This window comes from Paenibacillus sp. E194 (assembly GCF_000935845.1).
Classification (GTDB): domain Bacteria; phylum Bacillota; class Bacilli; order Paenibacillales; family Paenibacillaceae; genus Paenibacillus_B; species Paenibacillus_B alvei_B.
This window is the reverse complement of record NZ_JMDX01000451.1, coordinates 1-1,922: the sequence shown is the minus strand read 5'-3', so window position 1 is coordinate 1,922 and position 1,922 is coordinate 1. Positions and strand designations below refer to the sequence as shown.

Annotated in this window: 2 protein-coding genes; both read right to left on the bottom strand. The window is 45.9% G+C overall.

What is annotated here, in order from left to right; genetic code table 11:
* A partial coding sequence (locus tag AZ66_RS28805) for an AAA family ATPase (RefSeq protein WP_044358067.1) occupies positions 1-1,036 on the bottom strand: 1,036 nt, incomplete at its 3' end.
* Between the two features lie 38 nt (positions 1,037-1,074).
* The coding region (locus tag AZ66_RS28800) for an MFS transporter (RefSeq protein WP_044358066.1) at positions 1,075-1,922 on the bottom strand (848 nt) is incomplete at its 5' end.

Here is a 1,922-nt window from a genome sequence, read left to right as displayed (position 1 = left end):
CCTCTTCCAGAATCTTAATTTCTTCGTCATCGGTTGTTATTTTATAGATGACCTTATAATATAGGGACTCTTTGACGGAGGCTCCTCCAGCAACTGCATCTGTCCAGTAGAAAAAGGAACGCATTCCAGCCACGCCTTTGATGGCATTTGCCCGAGCTGTTCGATCCAAAATGATAATAACATCTGCTAACACGCTCAGCACCTTTTCATCCTGATACCCTGTTTTGGATATAGCGCGTTCCATCATGACCTCTTTGCCCGGCAGATCCATCTTTTCCGAATGTTGAACTCTGTCACGCAGTGCTTCATTTAACGGTCTGGCCCCCGCATAGCTGCGATTCGTTGTGATGACTGCGATGAAGTCTGGGTGCCTGTGTATGATCTCGGTAGGGAGGTTCATGCTTCCATCCAGCTCCAGAGCAGAGTTTAACGCCATTAATACTGCAGCATCACGAATCACGTTTGGTTCTTGAATTTCCAGAAGATATCCTTTTTGATACGCTCTAACGATTTCGGATGGGTAAAATCGGTACTCAACCACTTCGCCGTCGGTGTATTCCGCTGCACGCTTTAGCATCTGCTTCATTTGTAAGGCGGCCTGTTCTTGTGTAATCTGTAGCGCATTCATAAGCACTTCAGTAATGTGATGCAAACTGTCGCTATCATAGATCGCTTGCCACATGTGTTGCTCCGCAGGTTCCAGCTTCTCTAATTGCTCAGAAGGAATGACGGGCAAAATAGCGCCGATAATATCAGATTTATCCATATCGGCAAAGCAGGTTATTTTCGTATAAGGCAATCCGAAATTTGCGGATAATGCTTTGGCAAGTTGTGTTTTACCGGAGCCGGCATCGCCTTCTAACAGAATATTAGCAATTTTCATTTCCCCGCGATTCCAATTGCGCTTTACTTCTTTACATATACGCAGTTCTTCTTCGCTGACCTGATGAGAGGAAGGCTTCTTCCAAATCAGCTTTTTCTCTTCATCCGTCAGTTGTCTTGCAGGGGACAAGACATAGGTTTCATGTACATTCATCTCATGATTCTCCTATCTATCATGATGCAGATCTTCGTTTATCGTTTGTTTTTTTCAATCAGGAGTGGGGAGAGCAGAAGGGTTCCCACAATAATCAAAATACCGCTCAACAGATATACAGTGAGAAGTGAAAACATCTCCTTCAAATAACCGGATAAAAACATGCCAATGACCATCATGCCCATAAAAACTGGCGTGATCACACCGGATACTCGGCCCATAAATGCACTTTCCGTATTGCGCACAATAAGCGTCTGAATGCCGCCATGAATACAAGGGTAAAACAAGCCGCTAATCACTAAGAGAACAACAGTCAGCCAAATCAGACTAGACGCACCAATACCCATCGTACAGACGGCGGCGACAAGCAAGCCGATCGTGAGCAGCACCTGCGGTTTTACCCTTTTGGCGATCCCCATGATGGCAATTCCGCCTACGAACATGGCTGCTCCGTTGGCCATCACAAACCACTGCAAATCTTGTTTATTTAATCCCAATTTCTCGATGACGAGGAAGATTTGAAGCGGTTGAGTCAGACCCGATGCTAATCCGACAGCTGCGAAGGTCATGCAAAGTGTGCGTAGTGATTGATTCGCTCCAATATAGCGCAGCCCGGCCGCCAGCTCCTTGAAGAAGCTGCCCACATCGTTCGATTTCGGTTCTTCCTTATCGCGAGGGAGTGTGGACAATATGAACGAAGCTCCCAGGAAGAAAACACCCGTCAATATTAGAGATACGTTAATTCCAAATTGAATAAATAAAAACGTGCCGATGATAGGCCCCAATACCGTGAAGATGGCAACAAGTGTTTGAAACATCGCCATCACGCCTTGCAGTTGGTCACCTGGTACATGCCGCTTGAATAGTTTCATAGCTGAAGGCTGAG